Below are 17,562 nucleotides of genomic sequence, written 5' to 3'. Positions count from 1 at the left end.
CGGTCAGCCGAGCGCCGCGGCGGCTTCCATTTCGGATTTCAGCCCGCTGAGGAAATAGCGTTTCAGGATCAGCCTGGGCAGCAGGCGCAAGGCCGTATTGCGCAGGCCAAAGGCGAATGCCGAGGCCGGCACGTAGACGGGCGCCAGCTTGCGGCTGCGCTGCTGCAGGCTGTCGATCACCGGGCGCAGCCGCCGCTCATGGGCCGCCAGGGCCTGTTCGATCGGCAGCCTGCCCAGTTCCTGCGCCAGCACGTAGGCGCCGGCCAATGCCATCCCCGCGCCCTGGCCAGAAATCAGGGACAGGCTATGGGCGGCGTCGCCGGCCAGCAGGATGCGGCCCTGATGCCAGCGCGGCAGCTCGACCAGCGCCAGGTCATCCATGACGATCGGCGTGTCGGCGGTCAGTGTGTCCAGCTGCCGGCCCACTTCCGCGTGGGTGGTGCGCGCCAGTTCCCGCAGCAGGCCCAGCCGCCGCGGCGCCTCGACCCAGCCGGTCTCGTGGCTGCGCCAGACGTGCAGGGCTGCTTTGCGGCCGCCGCCCAGCCCATGATATTCGACCTGATGGCCCGGCGCGGCATAGGACACGAAGTCGCGCGCCATGCCGGTGTCGTCGTCGACGTCATAGGCCGCATAACGGTAGCCCAGCGGCGATGGCGCCGCCGCTTCGGCGCCGAAGACCTGGGCGCGCAGGGGCGAGCGCACGCCATCGGCGCCGATCAGCAGATCGGCGCGCAATTGGGACCCATCCGACAATGTCACGTCCACGCCATGGGCATCCTGGCTACAGCCCGCCACCGTGGTGGCCAGCCGGATCTCGGCGTGGTCGCGCACGGCGGCGTGCAGCACCTGCACGAGATCGGTGCGGCGCAGGGTGATCCAGTCCAGTTGCCGCAGCAGTTCGCGATAGCGGATCCGCATCACCTCGCGGCCGCGGCGGTCGCGATAGACGTTCTCGCCGATTTCGCGCTCCACGGCGCGCAGGGCGGGCACCAGTTCCATGCGGCGGGCGGTCAGCAGGCCGGGGCCGGACAGGCCCATCATGTAGCCGCCATCGCGCAGATGCGGCGCGCGTTCGGCCACCACGGCGCGCCAGCCCTGCCGGGCCAGCCACCAGGCGCAGGCCAGCCCGGCGACGCCGGCGCCCGCAATGACGACGGTGCGTTCAGACATGTTCATTCTCCAGAAGACGAGGGCGGCGCGGCGCGCCGCATCAGGACGAAAAGGGCGGGCAGGCCGGCCGCGCCCAGGACGGCGGCGATGCCGAAGCAGGCGCCATAGCCCAGGTGCTGCGCCAGCCAGCCAGCGGCCAGGCCGCCGACCATGGCGACCAGCGCGTCGGCGCACTGGAACAGCGTGAAATCGACGCCGGCCTGGGCCGGCGAGGCCTGCCCCATGAGAAAGGCGTACAGCGCGACGAAACCGGTGGCGGCCGTGGCCGCCTTGAGCAGCGCCAGCGCCACCAGCCAGCCGGGGCCGGCGGCCGGCAACCCCAGGCCGGGCGCGGCGACGCCGGCCACGAACAGGATCAGCGCGGCCGCCTGCAGGGCCATGGCCGCGACCACCGCGCGCGGCGCCCGCCAGCGTTGCAGCGCCAGCGCTCCCAGCAAGGTGCCCGCCAGTCCCGCGACGACCGCGCCGGCGCCGTTGATCCAGCCCACCGAGGCCAGCGGCACGCCGCGGTCCAGCAACAGCGGCGAGGTCATGCCGGCGGCGAGCCGCGAGCCGACCTGGAACACCACGGTGATGAGCAGGCCAAGCCGCACGCCTGGCCGGCCCAGCGCGTGCGCCAGGCTGGGGCGGTGCGCTGGCGCATCGGCCGCGCGGGCCGGCTCGCGCAGCCCGGCGAACGGCAGGGTCAGCAGCAGCACCAGCAGGCCCATCACGGCGGCCGCCACGCGCCAGCCATGGCTGTCCGCCAGCACCACGAACAGCCCCGCCCCCAGGAACATGCCCAGATAGCTGGAACCGACCTGGGTCGCATTGCCCCAGCCGCGCCGGCGCGCCGCCAGTTGCTCGACCGCGAAGGCGTCGCCGGCAATGTCGACGGTGGCCGCGGTGAGGGAGATCAGGCCAAGCACGGCCAGCAGCACGGGCAGGGTCGGCTGGCCCAGGATGGCCAGCAGGAACAGCAACGCGGCCAGCAGCCATTGGCCCGGCAGCACGATGCGCCGGGTGCGCCGCAGCGCCTGGCCCTGGGGCAGGCGATAGCGCTCGATCCACGGCGCCCACAGGAATTTCAGGGCCCACGGCAGGAAGGCCAGATAGGCCAGGCCCACCTGGCCCAGCGGCGCGCCACTGTCGCGCAGCAGCGCCGGCACGCCCTGGAAGGCGATGCCGCTGACCAAGCTCTGGACCATGCAGATGCCGCCGATGGCGGCAATGACCCGCGCGGTCGGCAGACGCGCGGGGGAGGCGTTCGGCATCGCGTCGGGTCCCGGCGTCAGTATTCGAAGGCGACGTTCAGGCCCACGGTGCGGCCGGGATCGACCTGCGCGTAGCTGCCGCGCGCGCCGCCGCCAAAGGCGTAGGTGCGGTAGCGCCGGTCGGTCAGGTTGTTGACGTACAGCGTGGCCTCGACCTGCGGCCGGATGCGCCATGCCAGGCTCAGGTCGACCAGCGTGTAGGCGTCCTGGCGCAGGCTGTTGCCGATGTCGAAGAACTGCGCGCCGATCCGGCGCACGGTCAGGGCCGGCGAGAGGCGGCCGATGCCCGCGTCGAAGTGGCCGCGGGCGCTGGCGTTCAGGCCGTAGCCCGGCGAGAACGGCACGCGGTTGCCGTCGCAGCCGGGGCAGACCGCATCGCTGTTGAAACTGCGGAACGTGGTGTGGTTTAGAAAACCGTCCAGCCCCAGTGTCCATTGCGACGTCACGTCCCAGCTCAGGTCGAACTCGACGCCGGTCGAGCGCGTATTGCCGACGTTCTCGATGTGCTGATAGCCGATCTGGTCGCTGACATAGAGTTGCGCATCGCGGATGTCGGTGCGGTACAGCGCGGCCCCGCCGCGCAACGTATCGCCGTCAAAGCGCGCGCCCGCTTCGTAGCTGACGCCGCGTTCCTTGCCGAAGGGACGCGCATCGGCCGGGTTGGACGGCGCCAGGTTGTAGCCGCCGGGCTTGTAGCCTTGCGCCGCATTGGCGTACACGCGCCATTCGGGCGACAGGCGGTAGCCGGCGGACAGCTTGCCGAGCACCGTGCTGCCCGACGTCGTGCCCGCGCCGCCGAAGGGGTCCTGGCCGTAGGTCACGCCATTGAGCGTCGAGCCGTCGTAGCGGGTGGATGCCTTGTCGCGGGAATAACGCAGGCCGGCCGACAGATCGAGCGCGTGGGTGGCGTGCCAGGTGGCGTCGCCATAGAGGGCGATTGATTCGCTGGTGTTGCGGGAGCCGGCCGTGAATGCGTCGATTTGCATCCCGGGCATCTGCATCTGGCTGAGCGCGGAACGCGACTGCGTGACCCGCTGGCGGTACAGGCCCACGACGCCGTCGACCGCGTGCGTGCCGGTGGTCGACAGGCGCAGTTCCTGCATCTGCTGGCGCCAGCGCTCGGGCTGGCTGGTGTAGGTCGGCCCGAGGGTGAAGTGGCGGTCGTAGTGCAACTGCTGCCAGGCGGCCACCGCATTCAGGCGCCAGCCATCGAAATCGTAGCGGCCGGTCAGCGCCTGGCTGCCGCTGCAGCGCTTCTGGTAGGGATCGGCCAGCGACGCAGGCATGTCCGGGGAAATCGCGGCTTGCCGGCTGCCGGGATCGTCGAAGGGCACGTAGACGTCCTGGCTGCCGCGGGTGCATTCGCCGCTGACCGCCAGGCCCATTTCCCAGGGGCTGCCGGCCGGCGCCAACCGCAGACGCGCCGCGCCCGCGTTGGCCGAGGTGCCGCCGACATGGCTGGCGCCGGTGACCGGGTTGTCGAGCCGGCCGGGGGCGTCGTTGACCGCGGCGGCCACCGAGCCGTACAGCAGGTTGTCGACCAGCGGCCCGCCGCCGCTGGCCTTGAACAGGTAACCGTCGCGGCTGGCGACGCCGGCGGCGGCGCGGAAGTAGGGATCGTTGTCCGGTTGCCGCGACACGATGTTCAACACGCCGCCCATCGCGCTCTTGCCATACAGCGTGCCTTGCGGGCCTTTCAGCAGTTCCACGCGTTCGACGTCGGTCAGCAGCTGTGAGGCGAAGGTGGGCAACTGCGGCACGCCGTCCACGTAGACGGTGAGCGCGGGGTTGTAGAAGTCCTGGGCCGACGTGATGCCGCGCACCGAAATGACGGGGAACAGGAACGACCCGCTGCTGGACATCTGTACGCCCGGCAGCACGCGCGACAGTTGCAGGGTGCTGTCGACCTGCGCGGCGTGCAGGGTGTCGGCCGGCACCACCACGGCGGCGCCATTGAAATCGCGCAGCGCCTGTTCCTGCTTGCTCGCGGTGACGGTGATGGGGGCCAGCTCGCTGACGGACTGGGACTGCGCGGCGGCGGGAACGGCCAGGGCGCACAGGGCGGCCGTCAGCGCGGTGTGGCGGAAGGGGAGCGAAAGTGTCATGTCGTCGAAGCGGGATTTCAGTAGAATTATTAATGAGAATTATTGTTATTGGGATCGGGGCGCACTAACGGTTTCCGTACCCGCACTGTTCAATTCGGGGTCTAAATTTGGATTTCGCCACTGGCGTGCTGGCGCCCGCGACCGACTGGCCGGGACACCGTTGCGGCCACCCCTTGCTGCCCGCCGCGCCGATTCCCGCTGCATGGGCGGCGCTGTCACGGGTGGAGGCGTTCGACGAAGACCTGACCCTGTCGGTCTGGAACGGCGCGCCGGAAGTCGGCCTGGACGTCGCCGCCGAGGGCCCGCCCATGTTCTGCATCGCCGTCTTCCTGGAAGGCCGGGCCTGCATGTCGATCGACGGCGGGGTGCCGCTGAACGTCGGCTCCGGCATGGCCGTGGTGCAGACGGGCGAACGCGGGGCGCGGGGCCGTTTCCAGATGCCGGGCGGGCAAGCCGTCCGCCTGGTGGACATCCGTTATTCATCCGCCGGGCTGTTACGCGCCGGGGGCCGGCCGCTGGCGGCCCTGCGCGGCGCGTTCGTGCTGGATCACAGCGTGCCGGCGGCCGGTTCGTTGATGGCCGGCTTTCCGGCGCCGCCCGGCCTGCTGCGGTTGGCCGCCGACGTCCTGGACTGCCGCCACGAAGACGCCACCGCGCGCCGGCTGTACATGCGCGCCAAGGCGCTCGAGGCCCTGGCCATCGTGCTGGAAACCATGAGCGGCGCGGCCGGAGAGACGCCGGTGGCGGCCCGCGAGCGGCGCCAGCTGGCGCAGGCCCGGCGCCTGATCGAGGCCCGCTACGGCGAGGAATGGACGGTGCTGCGCCTGGCGCGCGAGGTTGGCCTGAGCGAGAAAAAGCTCAAGGCGGGCTTTCGCCAGGTGGCCGGACGCTCCGTCCACGCCTACCTGAAGGCGGTGCGGCTGGATGCCGCGGCGTCCATGCTGGAGGCGGGATACCGGGTCACCGATGCCGCGCTGGCCACCGGATTCGGCAACCTCAGCCATTTCAGCAAGAGCTTCCGCCAGGCCAAAGGAGTCGCCCCCCGGCACTGGCTTGACCGCCCCGGCGCCCGGCTGCGCTAAAATCAAGTTATCCACAGCAATCCGGGCCTGGTACTGCCCTCATAAGTATCGAAACCAGAATGCGCCACCTGGCCAGCAAGGCAGGGTGCTGATTACCCGCGATGCGCATGCGTCTCGAGGTGGTTCGCACATGGCCGCGCGAGCGTGGCGCGCGTTCCGGTTGTCCCGATGCATATGCAGTGCAGTGCTCGCAGCACTCTCGTTTTGTTCTTTTTCACTGGTCCCGGTACTTGCCTAACCCTGATGACTGAATCCACTCAATCCGCAGCACCCACCGCCGCAGCAGCGGCGCCCACGCCCACGTTTTCCGACTTCGGGCTGCATCCCCTGCTGTTGCAATCGATCGCCGAAACCGGCTACACCACGCCCACCCCGATCCAGGCGCAGGCCATTCCCGTCGTGGTCGAAGGGCGCGATGTCATGGGCGCGGCCCAGACCGGCACCGGCAAGACGGCGGCGTTCACGCTGCCAATCCTGCACCGCCTGATGCCGCTGGCCAACACCAGCGCCTCGCCCGCGCGCCATCCGGTGCGCGCGCTGATCCTGACGCCCACGCGCGAGCTGGCCGACCAGGTATACGAAAGCGTCAAGCGCTACAGCAAGCAGACGCCGCTGCGTTCCGCGGTGGTGTTCGGCGGCGTCGATATCGGTCCGCAGAAAGAAGCGCTGCGTCGCGGGTGCGAAGTGCTGGTGGCCACGCCCGGCCGCCTGCTGGACCACGTCGAGCAGAAGAACGTGAATCTGAGCCAAGTCGGCATCCTGGTGCTGGACGAAGCCGACCGCATGCTGGACATGGGCTTCCTGCCCGACCTGGAACGCATCATCCGGCTGCTGCCCGCGCAGCGCCAGGGCCTGCTGTTCTCGGCCACCTTCAGCAACGAAATCCGCAAGCTCGGCCGTTCGTACCTGAACCATCCGGTGGAAATCGAAGTCGCGGCGCGCAACGCCACGGCCAACACCATCACGCAGATCGCCTACAAGATGAGCGGCGACCAGAAGCGCGCGGCGGTGGTGCACCTGGTGAAGTCGCGCGGCCTGAATCAGGTCATCGTGTTCTCGAACACCAAGATCGGCACGGCGCGCCTGGCGCGCGAACTCGAGCGCGACGGCGTCAAGGCCGAATCGATCCACGGCGACAAGACCCAGGCCGACCGCATGAAAGCGCTCGAGGCCTTCAAGGCCGGCGAACTCGAAGTGCTGGTGGCCACCGACGTGGCGGCGCGCGGCCTGGACGTGGCCGGCGTGCCTTGCGTCATCAACTACGACCTGCCGTACAACGCTGAAGACTACGTGCACCGCATCGGCCGCACGGGCCGCGCCGGCGCCTCGGGCGAGGCCATCGCGCTGTTCACCGCCGATGAAGAGCGTTTCCTGCTGGACATCGAGAAGCTGATCAAGCGCGAAGTGCCGCGCGGTACCCTGGAACTGCCGGCCGATCTGGTCGCCCGCAGCCACGGCCGGCGCGAAGAGCGCGGCCCGTCGTCGCGCGATGGCGGCCGCGAGCGTGGCCGTTCGTCGGATCGCCGCTCGGGCGGTGGCACGACGCGCCAACCGGTGGATGATTTCTTCCTCAAGCCCTACGAGCCTTCGGCAGCGTCGGCCCAGGTCGAAGAGCAGGCGCCGCGCCAGAATGGCAATTCGTCTGCGCCCAAGCGCCAACTGGCCGTGCTGTTGGGCGGCAGCCGCAAGTAGCGGGCACGCCTGCGTGGTGGCATCGTTGACGTCATCCACGACCATGAAAAAAGCGCCAGGCACGGCGCTTTTTTTGCGGCTGGAGGCCTCAGGCGGCGAGGAGCCGGGGTAGATCCGGCAGCGCTGTCGTCACGGGCGCGCTGTGCTCGTCCAGGCTGTCGAGCAAGCGTTCGAGATGGCCGATGTGGGGCAGCATGGGGCCATAGAAGACGACCCGCCCGCCGATCTGGACCAGCAGGGTGGGGAAGTTCTCGACGTCGACTTCGCCCAGCAGCTCGGCGTGGTCTTCGATGTCGATCCAGGTGAATACATGCTGGGGCCGGGCGCTGGACAGCGCCCGCAGCTTGGGTTTGTATTCTTCGCAGGTGTCACACCACGCGGCGCAGAAGCAAGCGACCAGCCAGGCTTGCGGCGAGGCGGCCAGTTGTGCCCGCAGGGCGGTGAGATCGGAGCCGGGTACCAGTAATGTCATACGAGCGCGGGAAAGCAGGTTTGACTATCATACCCGGGATGATCACCCGCCATTCCTGCCTACATGCCTGTCCTGCGTCCTGACTCCGAATCCACCGGCACCAGCCGCTTCGCTCGCAGCACCGGGGGCGTGGCGCAGGCCTTCAAGCGCGCCCTGGTGTCGCAGTGCCACCCGACGATGCTGTTTGCGCTGCTGCTGCCCTTCCTGATTGCGCTGCTCGGCGCGCTACTGCTGTTCTGGCTGTTCTGGACACCGCTCACCGACTGGCTGGCCGCTCAGGCATCGCATTGGGACTTCATCAACCGCACCGACGAATGGTTGCTGGCGATGGGCTTGTTCTCGCTCAAGCTCTATCTGGTGCCGTTGGTCGCGGTATCGATCCTGTTGCCGCTGTCGGGTGTGCTGGGCCTGGCGATCGCAGCGGTGTTCGTCATGCCGCTGGTGCTGCGCCACGTGAGCCAGCGCGAATACGCGAGCCTGCGTCATCAGGGCAAACTGGCCACCGCCGTCAGTGTCTGGAACGCGGTCTGGGTGTCGGGCGCGTTCGTGCTTGGCTGGCTGTTCACCCTGCCGCTCTGGCTGGTGCCGCCCATGGCCCTGGTGCTGCCGGTCTTCTGGTGGACGTTCGCCTTCTCGCGCATGATGCGGGTCGACGCCATCGTCGAGCATGCCAGCCCCACCGAACGCAAACTGATCCTCGAACGCCACAATGGCGGGTTCTGGATCATCGGCCTGATCTGTGCCCTGCTCAACCTGTTGCCACCGGCCTGGATCGTCCTGCCGGTGTTTTCGGCGCTGGTCTATGCGCACTATGGACTGGACGCACTCCAGCGCCTGCGCCAGGAACGCACCATCGATGTCGCCTGAGGCGGTATCGCGCTCATTCAATCCCACTCTCTGGAACCGGACATGGCAGCAGAACCCGCCTCCCGCCGCATCGGCCTCATCATCGTCGGCGACGAAATCCTCTCTGGCCGCCGGCAGGACAAGCACTTTTCCAAGGTGGTCGAATTGCTTGGCGCCCGCGGCATGCAGCTGGGATGGGCGCAATTCCTGCCGGATGACCGCGACACCCTGGTGGACGCCTATCGGCGCAGCTTCGCCAGTGGCGACGTGGTGTTCTCTTGCGGCGGCATCGGTGGCACGCCCGACGACCACACCCGGCAGGCCGCGGCCGCCGCCCTGGGACGGGCGCTGGCCTTGCACCCCGAGGCCGAGCAGGCGATCGCGTTGCGCACGGCCGAGATGGCGGCCAAGGGGCAGGGCACGGCCGACATGAGTGCGCCCGAGAACCAGCAGCGGCTGCAGATGGGCATGTTCCCCGAGGGCTCCGAGATCGTGCCGAACCCGTACAACCGCATCCCCGGGTTCTTCATCCAGGATCACACATTCGTGCCGGGATTTCCCGTGATGGCGTGGCCGATGCTCGAGTGGACGCTCGATACACGCTATCGTGCGTTGCAGCATATCCGTCGTCACGCCGAGCATTCCTTCCTGGTGTTCGGCATGCCCGAGTCGCGCATCACGCCGGCCATGCAAACCGTGGAAACGCGCTGGCCGGGTGTGCGGGCCTTCAGCCTGCCCAGCGTGGGCGAGGCCGGCGGCACGCCGCATATCGACCTGGGCGTGAAGGGCGAACCCGAGGGGGCGGCCGAGGCTTTGGCCTTCTTGCGGGCGGAAGTGCTGCGCCTGGGAGGCAAGCTGGCGCCGCCGGGAATCTGATGGATAGGCATGGCCCTGGTCAAGCGCCTCGGCAGTCCGATGGGCAAAAAAACGATTGCCAAATGGCCCGGTAAATTTCACAATACGGGAAAGAACTGTTTGCTGCGTTGCCGCAAGTAAGGTCTCTTTCGGCGGCGCGGCGCTAGCCACTGTTGGTCCCATGTCCCGTCCTTCTTTCACTCGCAATGCCCAGGAAGCCGAAACCGATGGCGCCGCGGGCAGTCCCATCGCCATCCAGGTCATCGAGCGCGCCATGCGCCTGCTCGACGCGCTGGCCGCGCAGCCTGATCCCGTCACGCTCAAGGAATTGTCCGCGACCACGGGCCTGCACGCGTCCACCGCGCACCGCATCCTGAATGACCTGGTGGTGGGGCGCTACGTCGAGCGGGTGGACAATGGCCTCTACCAGCTAGGCATGCGCCTGCTGGAGCTGGGGTCGCTCGTCAAGGGACGGCTCAATGTGCGCGAAGCGGCGATCGCCGCGATGCGCTCGCTGCACAAGCTGACCGGCCAGACCATTAACCTGTCGGTGCAGCAGGGTGATGAAATCGTCTATATCGACCGGGCCTGGAGCGAGCGCTCGGGCATGCAGGTGGTGCGCGCCATCGGGGGCCGTGCGCCATTGCATCTGACCTCCACCGGCAAGCTGTTCCTGTCCACTGCCGATACGCGTCAGGTGCGCGCGTACGCCTTGCGCACGGGCCTGGCCGGGCATACCCGCAACAGCCTGACCGATCTCGACCGGCTCGAGCGCGAGCTGGCGCTGGTGCGCCGCCATGGCTACGCGCGCGACAACGAGGAACTGGAGCTTGGGGTGCGATGCATCGCCGCCGGTATTTTCGATGACACCGGCAAACTGGTGGCGGGTCTGTCGATCTCGGCGCCGGCGGAACGTCTGCAGGACGACTGGATCAAGGCCCTGGTCGATACCGCCGCGAGTATTTCCGAGGCGCTCGGCTATGAACCCTCGGTGTCCAGCGGTTTCAACGGATTGGGCATGGCGGCGGAAGCCCTGCGCCCCTGAGGCGCGCCGGGCGTCCATCCTGCCGAAGGACACGACAGGCCCCGCCAGGGCGGGGCCTGGTCAGGTTACTGCGGTTCGACGCCGGCTTTCTTGAACAGCTCGGCCCACTGCGGCACTTGCTGCTTGACCTTGGCCTCCAGGGCCTGGGGATTGGCGTCGGCGGTCAGCACCGTGGCGCCCAGCTGTTTCATGCGTTCCTGGAACTTCGGATCCGCAAGGCCAGCCTGCAGGCTCTTGACCAGCTTGTCGACCACCGGCTTGGGCGTGCCCTTCGGCACCCACATGCCATGCCAGATGCCGACCTCGAAGCCCTTGTAGCCGGATTCGTCCATGGTCGGGAGCTTCGGCAGGGTGGGCACGCGCTTGAGGCTGGTGACGGCATAGGCCTTGACCTTGCCGCCGTCGATCTGTTGCGTGGTGTTGGTGGTCTGGTCGCAAAGCATGTCGACCTGCTTGCCCAGCAGGTCGTTCATGGCGGGGGCCGTGCCCTTGTAGGGAATGGTCAGCAGCTGCACGCCCAGCGCTTCGACCAGCATGGTGCCGCACAGGTGGCTGGCGGCCCCGATGCCGGCGTTGGCCAGCGAAACCTTGTCCTTGTTCTTTTTGACGTACTCGGCCAGTTCCTGGATGGTGTTGGGCGGGAAGTCGGCGCGCGCGATGATGGTCATGGGCACATCGACGACCAGGCCGATCGGCTCGAAGCTCTTGTAGGGGTCGTATCCCGGATTCTTGTACAGCGAGGGCGCGGTCGAGAAGCCGGCATGCATCAGCAGCACCGAATAGCCGTCGGGCTGCGAACGGGCCACCTGCGTGGTGCCGATCGTGCCGCCCGCGCCGCCCTTGTTTTCGACCACGACGGTCTGGCCCAGCGAGTGCCGCATGGCTTCAGCCAGCGAACGCGCGACGTTGTCCGTCGGGCCGCCTGCGGCGAACGGCACCACCATGTTGATGGGGCGTTCCGGGAATTCCGCGTGGGCGGCGCCGGCCGCGAGCATGGCGCTGGCCGCGAGCAGGGCCGATAGCGTGCGGGGGATGAGGGTCATGAAGTCTCCAATTGCAGGGTTTTGCTTGCTGCGATGTGTTTTTGACCGCTGACTTATTGTTTGTATTTGTCTGTCATCAGCGTGCAAGCAGTGTAGAAAAGAATTGATACGCCGTCATGTCCGGTATTTCCCGGATCCTGGGAAATCCTTGTCCTGGATCAAACCCGGTCCGGGGCTTGCACTGTTAATGTGCAAATAGTTGTTGCGTTGCACCAATATTGCTTGACAACGATTTTCAGGCCCGTAGAATGTCAATTGTGCAGTGCATCAAACGGGCCGGCGGTAGCTTGTAGTACCAGTTTCCGCGCACGTTCCTTATTTCGTCGCAGACACCATCCTTACCTGCCGGACAGCCTCCGGCGACCCCTAAAAGGAGCAATTCTATGAGCGCTATCCCGCAACAAGTCCTGGACCGTCAAAAAGCCGGCATCAATACTTTCGTGGCCGCCCAGTCGGCCGTGTTCGCCGGTTTCGAAAAACTGGTCGAGCTGAACCTGAAGGTCGTGCGCGCCACCCTGGACGAAGTCGCCCAGAAGTCGCAACAAGCCGCTGAAGTGAAGGACCCGCAGGAAGCCGCGGCGTTCGCCTCCGGCCTGCTGCAGCCGGGCGCCGAAAAGGCCCTGGCCTACACCAAGCACGTGTACGACATCGTTGCCGGCGTGCAAGGCAACCTGGTCAAGCTGACCGAAGAACAAATCGCCGAAGGCCAACAGCAACTGAGCGACGCCGTCGAGCAGTTCTCGAAGAACGCCCCCACGGGTTCGGAAAGCGCCGTCGCCCTGATCAAGTCGTCGCTGGCCACCGCCAACAGCGCCTACGATTCGCTGACCAAGGCCGCCAAGCAGGCCGCTGAAGTCGCCGAATCCAACATGAATGCCGCCGCCAACGCGACCTTCAAGGCCGCGACGGATGCCGCCGACGCCGCCACCAAGGTCGCCAGCCGCAGCCGTCGCAGCGCCTGAGTATTCGCGCGCGCAGGGCTGCGCAAATCGCAGTTATGTAGTACTGTTGAGTGACAGAGCAGAGCTGGAATTAGGGCCACCCTTCGGGTGGCCTCTTTTTTTGCCTGTTCCTGCGCGGCGCGTCCGGCCGGCGGCAGGGGGCTGCCCGGGCTGCAAAGGCCCGCCAGGCGGTCTTCGCGGCCAAGTATCCCGGCCCTTCGGGCGGCAGGGGGCGATCAGGCCCGGCGGGCCACCGCCCGCACGCATTCCCCCACCAGGGCGGGGCCGCGGTAGATCAAGCCCGTGTACAGCTGCACCGCGTCGGCGCCGGCCTCGATCTTTTCGCGGGCCTGCCGGCCCGATAGCACGCCGCCCACGCCGATGATCGCCAGGCTGTCGCCCAATTGCTGCCTGAGGCGGCGGATCACCGCCAGCGACAGCTCATGCACCGGCGCGCCGGACAGGCCGCCGGCCTCGTCGGCGTGCGCCATGCCCGTGACGGCCTCGCGCGACAGCGTGGTGTTGGTGGCGATGACGCCGTCGATGCCGTGGCGCGGCAGGGCCTCGGCGATCGCATCGATCTGCTCGGTTGTCAGGTCCGGGGCGATCTTCACCGCCATCGGCACGCGGCGCTGGTACTGGTCTTCGAGCGCATGGCGTTTGTCCGCCAGTTGCGCCAGCAGCGCCGACAGTTCATCGCCGCCCTGCAGCGCGCGCAGGTTCTTGGTGTTGGGCGACGAGATGTTCACCGTCACGTAGTCGGCATGCGGATAGACACCCGCCAGGCCGATCAGGTAGTCGTCGGCCGCGCGCTCGATCGGCGTGTCGGCGTTCTTGCCGATGTTCAGCCCCAGGATGCCGCCCTGCTTGCGCCATTGGCTGCGTTGCACGTTGGCCAGGAACGCGTCCAGCCCCTGGTTGTTGAAGCCCAGGCGGTTGATCAGCGCATTGGCCCGCGGCAGGCGGAACATGCGGGGCTTGGGGTTGCCCGGCTGCGCGCGGGGTGTCACCGTGCCGACCTCGATGAAGCCAAATCCCAGATTGCCCAGCGCGTCGATATAGGCGCCGTTCTTGTCCAGTCCGGCCGCCAGCCCGATGGGGTTGGCCAACTGCATTCCCATCAGCCTGCATGGCGCCTTCGGCTGCGCGTGCAGCAGCTTGCGCGTGGCGCCGCAATCATAGGCCCGCTGCAACCCCGACAGGGTGACTTCGTGGGCGGTTTCCGCGTCCATGGCGAACAGCGCCGGGCGGGCCAGGGGATAGGCGTGGAAGAGGATCGACATGGAGCGGGATTGTAAAGGGTCTGGGCCCCGACATCCGCGGCGACGCGCTGGCGCGCTTCAGGCGGGGCCCGGGGTGGGCGCAGGACGTTCGCCCCAGGTGCCGTCCATCAGGTATTGAGCCGGGTGGAAGCTGGCCTTGTACGACATCTTGCGGCTGTCCTCGATCCAGTAGCCCAGATAGAGCCAGGGCAGGTTGAGGGTGCGGCACTGCTCGATCTGCCACAGGATGCTGTAGGTGCCCAGGCTGCCCGGCACGTCGGGATCGTAGAAGGTATAGACGGACGACAGGCCATCGTCGAGCACGTCGATGATCGAGACCATCATCAGCACGCCGTCCGGATCGCGGAATTCCACCAGGCGGGTATTGACGCGGCTGGTCAGCAGGAATTGCGCGTACTGGGTGCGGCTGTCCTCGTCCATGCCGCCGCCCGGATGGCGGCCCTGCTGGTAGCGGGTGTAGAGCCGGTAGTGTTCGGGAGACCAGGCCAACTCGGCCACGAATGACTGCAGGTCGCGGTGCTCGCGCCAGGCGCGGCGCTGGCTGCGATTGGGGGCGAAGCCGGCGGTGTCGACGCGCACCGGCACACAGGCGCGGCAGTTGTCGCAGTGCGGTCGATAGGTGAACAGCCCGCTGCGGCGAAAACCCTGTTCGACCAGTTGCGAATAGGTGCCGGCATTGATCAGGTGGCCGGGCGCGGCAACCTGCGACCGCGCTTGGCGATCCGGCAGGTAACTGCAGGGATACGGCGCGGTTGCGTAGAACTGCAGCGTGGAGAAGGGGAGTTCTTTTAGCTGGCTCATGTGGCGTCCCGGCCAGTGCGTGACGGAGACAGGTACATATTAACGCCTAACCTGCGATCACATGTGGACCGGGACATCCTCTTGGGGAGGCGTCAGGTTCGCGCCGCCGTCAGCGGCGTCAGCCGGCCGCTGCTGTCGAGCCAGCCCGGTGCCCAGGCAAGGGGGGGCTCGGCGCAGGCGGCGCGGACATGCGCCAGGAAGTGCGAGCGCGGCACGGGCCGCGCGCCCAGGCTGGCAAGATGGCGTGTCTGCTGCTGGCAGTCGATCCACTGCACGCCCTGGGTGCTGAGGTAGCGCACCAGGTAGGCCAGCGCGATCTTCGAGGCATTGGGCACCAGCGTGAACATCGATTCACCGAAAAACATGCGGCCCAGGCTGATGCCGTACAGCCCGCCCGCCAGTTCGCCGTCGATCCAGGTTTCGATGCTGTGGACGTAGCCGGCCTGGTGCCAGGCGGCATACGCCTGGCGCATCGCCGCGGTAATCCAGGTGCCCGGCTGGCCGTCACGCGGCGCGGCGCATTGCGCCATCACGGTGCTGAAGACCGTGTCCACCCGCACCTGGACGCGCGGCGCGGCGTCGTGTTTCTGGCGTGCGATCTGGCGCAGCAGCTTGCGCAGTGAGTGCGAGGGCGCGAAGTCCTGGCAGGCCAGCACCATGCGCGGATCGGGACTCCACCACAGGATGGGTTCGCCTTCGGAATACCACGGAAAGATGCCGTTCGAATAGGCCTGGATCAGGCGGGGCGCCGACAGGTCGGCGCCAGCCGCCAGCAGGCCGTCCGGATCGGTCAGGGCGAACTCGGCTGGCGGAAACGGCGTGTCGGCGGCGAGCCAGGGCAGCTTCAACGGTGCGATTCTAGGGTGTAGTGGTGAGGGCCGAATGTGCCGCGCTTGCGGTCCTCGAAGTAGCGTTGCAACGTGGTCGCCACGGTGCGGAACGCCAGGTCGTCCCAGGGAATCTCGGCCTCGTCGTAGAAGCGGGCCTCCAGGCTCTCCGGGCCGGGATCCAGCTCGGGGCCCAGCACCTCGGCCAGGTAGAAGACATGGACTTGCTCGATCTGCGGCACGTCGATGATGGTGTAGATATCGCCCAGCCGGATGCGCGCGCCGGATTCCTCCAGCGTTTCGCGGCCGGCTCCCTGCGCGGTGCTCTCGCCCAGCTCCATGAAGCCGGCCGGCAGCGTCCAGGTGTTGTAGCGCGGCTCGATCGCGCGTCGGCACAGCAGCACGCGGTTGTCCAGCACCGGCACCGTGCCCACCACCAGGCGCGGGTTCTGGTAGTGGATCGCGCCGCAGTGGTCGCAGATGTCGCGCTCGCGGTTGTCGCCCTCGGGCACCCGGCGGTTCACCGGCGAGCCGCACTGGCTGCAGAAGTTGGCACGGCGCGGCGCGGGGAAGTATTCGAGGGGCGATTTGGCGGTCATGGATACGATTCTAACGGCTGCGGCGCCGGCTGGCGCGGCGGGCGGGCGCCATCGGCGTTCCGCTGCCGAAGCGGGCTTCCAAGTGCTCGACAAAGGAGCGCACCTTGGGCGACAGGAAGCGCCGGTGCGGATACGCGGCGTACATGGAAATCGGGGTATGGGTGTAGTCCGGCAGCAGGGCGGTGAGGCGGCCGCTGCGCACGTCCTCGCCCACCAGGAACTCCGGCTGCAGAATCACGCCGTGTCCGGCCAGCGCGGCGGTGCGCAGCACATCGCCATTGTTGGCGCGCAGGGCGGCATTGATCCGCACCAGATGAGTGACGCCGTCCTTCTCGAAATGCCATTCGTTGCCGGTACTGGCGTAGGCGTAGTGCAGGCAGCGGTGCAGCTTCAGGTCTTCGGGGGTGCGCGGCACGCCGTGACGTTCCAGATAGACCGGTGCCGCGCACACCAGCAGTTGCTGCGGCGCCAACGGCCGGGCCACCAACGAGGAATCCTGCAGCGGGCCAATGCGCACGGCGACGTCGTAGCCGTCCTCGACCAGGTCGACCACGCGGTCGTTCAGGTCCAGGTCGATGATCACGTCCGGATAGCGCAGCAGGTATTCGGCGATGGCCGGCCCCAGGTGCAGGATGCCGAACGACACCGGGGCGCTGACGCGCAGGCGGCCGCTGGGCACCTGGCCTTCGGCCTGCAGCGACAGTTCCAGGTCGGCCACTTCGGCCAGGATGGGGCGCACGCGCTCATAGAAGGCGCGACCCGCGTCGGTCATGCTGAGCTTGCGGGTGGTGCGATTCAGCAGCCGCACGCCATACTTTTCTTCCAAGTAGGCGATCTGCCGTGTAACCACGGAACGTGCCTGGCCCATCTTGTCCGCGGCGGCCGCGAACGAGCCCAGTTCGACGACCCGGGCATAGGTCTGCATGGCAGTGTGGGTATCCATGATTGTTTCTTAAAGGGGAACAATAAGTTGCGATTTTGCAGGTTTATCTTTGTTTTTGGAATCGCAAGAATAGCGGCCATGAAGAATCTTCCCGTCCTGGGCGATTCGCTCACGGAGAATGCAATGATCGATACCCGTACCGCGCCGTATGCCGCGCTCCTGCTCCGCCTCGCGCTGGGCGTGATGTTCCTGGCCCACGGCCTGACCAAGTTGCTGGTGTTCACGCTGCCCGGCACCGCGCAGTTCTTCGCCAAGATCGGCTTTGCCGGCTGGTTGGCGTATCCGGTGACCTTCTTTGAGATCGGCGCCGGCGTGCTGTTGATTCTCGGCGTATGGCCGCGCTGGATCGCGGTGATCGCCGCGGTGCAACTGTTCGTGGCGTCGACGGTGCATTTTGGCAATGGCTGGGGTTTCAGCAACCCGGGCGGCGGTTGGGAATACCCGATTTTCCTGGCCGTGGCGGCCGCCGTGCTGGCGCTGCTGGGGGACGGCAAGTACGCGCTGCTCAAGCGCGGTCGCGGCGGCTGAGCGTCTCGCGCATCACGCAGTCCGCAGGAGCGGGCGTCATCGCGGCCGAGGCGTGGCCGCCGCGGGCAGGCAAGGCC

At 67.6% G+C, this 17,562-nt stretch carries 17 protein-coding genes; 7 read left to right on the top strand and 10 right to left on the bottom strand.

From position 1 onward, the window contains the following. Window positions 1–3 precede the first annotated feature (3 nt). Genes K2W61_RS03045 through K2W61_RS03035 form a run of 3 tightly spaced genes read right to left on the bottom strand, consistent with a single transcriptional unit; the run spans window position 4 to window position 4,528 of the window. Entirely contained in the window at window positions 4–1,170 is a 1,167-nt protein-coding gene (locus tag K2W61_RS03045; protein ID WP_236755037.1) for an FAD-dependent monooxygenase, read from the bottom strand. Between the two features lie 2 nt (window positions 1,171–1,172). Further along, window positions 1,173–2,423, bottom strand: coding sequence for an MFS transporter (locus K2W61_RS03040; RefSeq protein ID WP_236755036.1), 1,251 nt, complete (start codon window positions 2,421–2,423; stop codon window positions 1,173–1,175). A gap of 17 nt (window positions 2,424–2,440) precedes the next feature. After that, window positions 2,441–4,528 (bottom strand): TonB-dependent receptor, encoded by a 2,088-nt coding sequence (locus tag K2W61_RS03035; protein ID WP_175131255.1) that lies wholly within the window; start codon window positions 4,526–4,528, stop codon window positions 2,441–2,443. Window positions 4,529–4,635: 107 nt separating this feature from the next. Between K2W61_RS03035 and K2W61_RS03030 the strand changes: the two genes are divergently transcribed. Beyond that, complete coding sequence (locus K2W61_RS03030) at window positions 4,636–5,610, top strand: helix-turn-helix transcriptional regulator (RefSeq protein WP_236755035.1); 975 nt, start codon at window positions 4,636–4,638, stop codon at window positions 5,608–5,610. A gap of 243 nt (window positions 5,611–5,853) precedes the next feature. Further along, the gene (locus K2W61_RS03025) at window positions 5,854–7,302 is read left to right on the top strand and encodes a DEAD/DEAH box helicase (RefSeq protein ID WP_175131256.1); all 1,449 of its coding nucleotides are present in this window, start codon (window positions 5,854–5,856) and stop codon (window positions 7,300–7,302) included. 88 nt (window positions 7,303–7,390) lie between these two features. Here the strand turns inward: K2W61_RS03025 and K2W61_RS03020 are convergent, their stop codons facing one another. Beyond that, on the bottom strand, window positions 7,391–7,774 hold the full coding sequence (locus tag K2W61_RS03020) for a thioredoxin family protein (protein ID WP_175131257.1): 384 nt from the start codon (window positions 7,772–7,774) through the stop codon (window positions 7,391–7,393). A 63-nt stretch (window positions 7,775–7,837) separates the two neighbouring features. Here K2W61_RS03020 and K2W61_RS03015 point away from each other — a divergent pair, with 63 nt between their 5' ends. The 3 genes from K2W61_RS03015 to K2W61_RS03005 all read left to right on the top strand — a co-directional run bounded on the left by K2W61_RS03015 (window position 7,838) and on the right by K2W61_RS03005 (window position 10,520). After that, entirely contained in the window at window positions 7,838–8,641 is an 804-nt protein-coding gene (locus tag K2W61_RS03015; RefSeq protein ID WP_175131258.1) for an EI24 domain-containing protein, read from the top strand. 42 nt (window positions 8,642–8,683) lie between these two features. Beyond that, window positions 8,684–9,496 carry a competence/damage-inducible protein A gene (locus K2W61_RS03010; RefSeq protein ID WP_175131259.1) on the top strand — a complete coding sequence of 271 codons (813 nt, stop codon included), beginning with the start codon at window positions 8,684–8,686 and terminating at the stop codon, window positions 9,494–9,496. Window positions 9,497–9,656: 160 nt separating this feature from the next. Continuing rightward, window positions 9,657–10,520 (top strand): IclR family transcriptional regulator, encoded by an 864-nt coding sequence (locus K2W61_RS03005; protein WP_175131260.1) that lies wholly within the window; start codon window positions 9,657–9,659, stop codon window positions 10,518–10,520. A gap of 65 nt (window positions 10,521–10,585) precedes the next feature. On the opposite strand, the gene K2W61_RS03000 is transcribed toward K2W61_RS03005, so the two are convergent. After that, window positions 10,586–11,563, bottom strand: coding sequence for a tripartite tricarboxylate transporter substrate binding protein BugD (locus tag K2W61_RS03000; RefSeq protein ID WP_175131261.1), 978 nt, complete (start codon window positions 11,561–11,563; stop codon window positions 10,586–10,588). A gap of 383 nt (window positions 11,564–11,946) precedes the next feature. Here K2W61_RS03000 and phaP point away from each other — a divergent pair, with 383 nt between their 5' ends. Further along, entirely contained in the window at window positions 11,947–12,525 is a 579-nt protein-coding gene (gene phaP, locus K2W61_RS02995) for a TIGR01841 family phasin (protein WP_175131262.1), read from the top strand. A 215-nt stretch (window positions 12,526–12,740) separates the two neighbouring features. Here the strand turns inward: phaP and K2W61_RS02990 are convergent, their stop codons facing one another. The 5 genes from K2W61_RS02990 to K2W61_RS02970 form a co-directional block, all read right to left on the bottom strand. Beyond that, entirely contained in the window at window positions 12,741–13,787 is a 1,047-nt protein-coding gene (locus K2W61_RS02990) for a quinone-dependent dihydroorotate dehydrogenase (protein ID WP_175131263.1), read from the bottom strand. A 57-nt stretch (window positions 13,788–13,844) separates the two neighbouring features. Beyond that, on the bottom strand, window positions 13,845–14,588 hold the full coding sequence (locus K2W61_RS02985; protein ID WP_175131264.1) for an arginyltransferase: 744 nt from the start codon (window positions 14,586–14,588) through the stop codon (window positions 13,845–13,847). 92 nt (window positions 14,589–14,680) lie between these two features. Beyond that, complete coding sequence (aat, locus tag K2W61_RS02980) at window positions 14,681–15,436, bottom strand: leucyl/phenylalanyl-tRNA--protein transferase (protein WP_175131265.1); 756 nt, start codon at window positions 15,434–15,436, stop codon at window positions 14,681–14,683. Continuing rightward, the gene (locus K2W61_RS02975) at window positions 15,433–16,014 is read right to left on the bottom strand and encodes an NUDIX hydrolase (RefSeq protein ID WP_175131266.1); all 582 of its coding nucleotides are present in this window, start codon (window positions 16,012–16,014) and stop codon (window positions 15,433–15,435) included. The genes aat and K2W61_RS02975 overlap by 4 nt, the downstream gene beginning before the upstream one ends. A gap of 10 nt (window positions 16,015–16,024) precedes the next feature. Next, window positions 16,025–16,957 carry a LysR family transcriptional regulator gene (locus K2W61_RS02970; protein ID WP_175131267.1) on the bottom strand — a complete coding sequence of 311 codons (933 nt, stop codon included), beginning with the start codon at window positions 16,955–16,957 and terminating at the stop codon, window positions 16,025–16,027. Window positions 16,958–17,080: 123 nt separating this feature from the next. Here K2W61_RS02970 and K2W61_RS02965 point away from each other — a divergent pair, with 123 nt between their 5' ends. Then, window positions 17,081–17,485 carry a DoxX family protein gene (locus K2W61_RS02965; RefSeq protein ID WP_175131268.1) on the top strand — a complete coding sequence of 135 codons (405 nt, stop codon included), beginning with the start codon at window positions 17,081–17,083 and terminating at the stop codon, window positions 17,483–17,485. Window positions 17,486–17,562: the final 77 nt, after the last annotated feature.

Origin of the sequence: Achromobacter pulmonis, assembly GCF_021733725.1 — a bacterium.
GTDB lineage: Bacteria > Pseudomonadota > Gammaproteobacteria > Burkholderiales > Burkholderiaceae_B > Achromobacter > Achromobacter pulmonis.
This window is presented reverse-complemented; position numbering and strand designations above follow the sequence as displayed.

What these genes read in the sequence shown, in the direction of transcription:
- K2W61_RS02985 (WP_175131264.1), bottom strand. Translation starts at nt 14,588, where the DNA reads ATGAGCCAGCTAAAAGAACTCCCCTTCTCCACGCTGCAGTTCTACGCA.
- K2W61_RS03015 (WP_175131258.1), top strand. Translation starts at nt 7,838, where the DNA reads ATGCCTGTCCTGCGTCCTGACTCCGAATCCACCGGCACCAGCCGCTTC.
- K2W61_RS02975 (WP_175131266.1), bottom strand. Translation starts at nt 16,014, where the DNA reads ATGACCGCCAAATCGCCCCTCGAATACTTCCCCGCGCCGCGCCGTGCC.
- K2W61_RS03025 (WP_175131256.1), top strand. Translation starts at nt 5,854, where the DNA reads ATGACTGAATCCACTCAATCCGCAGCACCCACCGCCGCAGCAGCGGCG.
- K2W61_RS03020 (WP_175131257.1), bottom strand. Translation starts at nt 7,774, where the DNA reads ATGACATTACTGGTACCCGGCTCCGATCTCACCGCCCTGCGGGCACAA.
- K2W61_RS03010 (WP_175131259.1), top strand. Translation starts at nt 8,684, where the DNA reads ATGGCAGCAGAACCCGCCTCCCGCCGCATCGGCCTCATCATCGTCGGC.
- K2W61_RS02965 (WP_175131268.1), top strand. Translation starts at nt 17,081, where the DNA reads ATGATCGATACCCGTACCGCGCCGTATGCCGCGCTCCTGCTCCGCCTC.
- phaP (WP_175131262.1), top strand. Translation starts at nt 11,947, where the DNA reads ATGAGCGCTATCCCGCAACAAGTCCTGGACCGTCAAAAAGCCGGCATC.
- K2W61_RS02970 (WP_175131267.1), bottom strand. Translation starts at nt 16,957, where the DNA reads ATGGATACCCACACTGCCATGCAGACCTATGCCCGGGTCGTCGAACTG.
- K2W61_RS03045 (WP_236755037.1), bottom strand. Translation starts at nt 1,170, where the DNA reads ATGTCTGAACGCACCGTCGTCATTGCGGGCGCCGGCGTCGCCGGGCTG.
- K2W61_RS03035 (WP_175131255.1), bottom strand. Translation starts at nt 4,528, where the DNA reads ATGACACTTTCGCTCCCCTTCCGCCACACCGCGCTGACGGCCGCCCTG.
- K2W61_RS03040 (WP_236755036.1), bottom strand. Translation starts at nt 2,423, where the DNA reads ATGCCGAACGCCTCCCCCGCGCGTCTGCCGACCGCGCGGGTCATTGCC.
- K2W61_RS03000 (WP_175131261.1), bottom strand. Translation starts at nt 11,563, where the DNA reads ATGACCCTCATCCCCCGCACGCTATCGGCCCTGCTCGCGGCCAGCGCC.
- K2W61_RS03005 (WP_175131260.1), top strand. Translation starts at nt 9,657, where the DNA reads ATGTCCCGTCCTTCTTTCACTCGCAATGCCCAGGAAGCCGAAACCGAT.
- K2W61_RS02990 (WP_175131263.1), bottom strand. Translation starts at nt 13,787, where the DNA reads ATGTCGATCCTCTTCCACGCCTATCCCCTGGCCCGCCCGGCGCTGTTC.